We start from the raw sequence: 548 nt of genomic DNA, 5'->3' as shown, positions 1-548 counted from the left end.
GTATACCATAAGCTTTGCTAAAAATAGCAGTGGTTGTTTTTTGAGCGTGATATCGGCAGTGCTATAAAATACGTTAATATAATGACCAATAAATATTTTTATCATGAATGTTTTTTGCCCGTATTGTTCGGGTTAATTAATGTTACATATTCAGCGGGCTGATTTTCATTTTTGCTGAATAAAGTCAATTTTTGTCACATTTCATCGCCGGGCTTACTGTGAAACGATCCCGGAAGCCGTTGGTGACGGGCGTGACCATAACTGTGGACAATCGAATTTACAAAAACGAGAGAAAAATCGAATACCCACCATTTTTAACGTTTCAAAGTTGCAATAAAAACCGCTAATATACGAATGACTAACTATCAGTAGCGTTATCCCTATTTCTGGAGATATTCCTTTGATCAACGTTCTACTTGTTGATGACCACGAACTGGTGCGCGCAGGGATACGACGCATTCTGGAAGATATAAAGGGTATAAAAGTCGTCGGTGAGGCATCGTGCGGTGAAGACGCCGTTAAGTGGTGCCGGACAAATGCCGTTGACG

1 protein-coding gene and 1 pseudogene are annotated in these 548 nt (G+C 40.3%); one reads left to right on the top strand and one right to left on the bottom strand.

Annotated elements, in window-relative coordinates; translation table 11 throughout:
* A pseudogene (gene yecU, locus AC5O77_RS22465) lies at positions 1-105 on the bottom strand (protein YecU); the annotation flags it as partial.
* Between the two features lie 295 nt (positions 106-400).
* Between yecU and AC5O77_RS22460 the strand changes: the two are divergent.
* On the top strand, positions 401-548 hold a 148-nt coding region (locus tag AC5O77_RS22460; RefSeq protein ID WP_494507254.1), incomplete at its 3' end, for a response regulator.

This window comes from Stenotrophomonas sp. INTA L402-1 (genome assembly GCF_059295135.1).
Note: the sequence above shows the minus strand (reverse complement) of the source record. Positions and strands in the feature narration are given on the sequence as shown.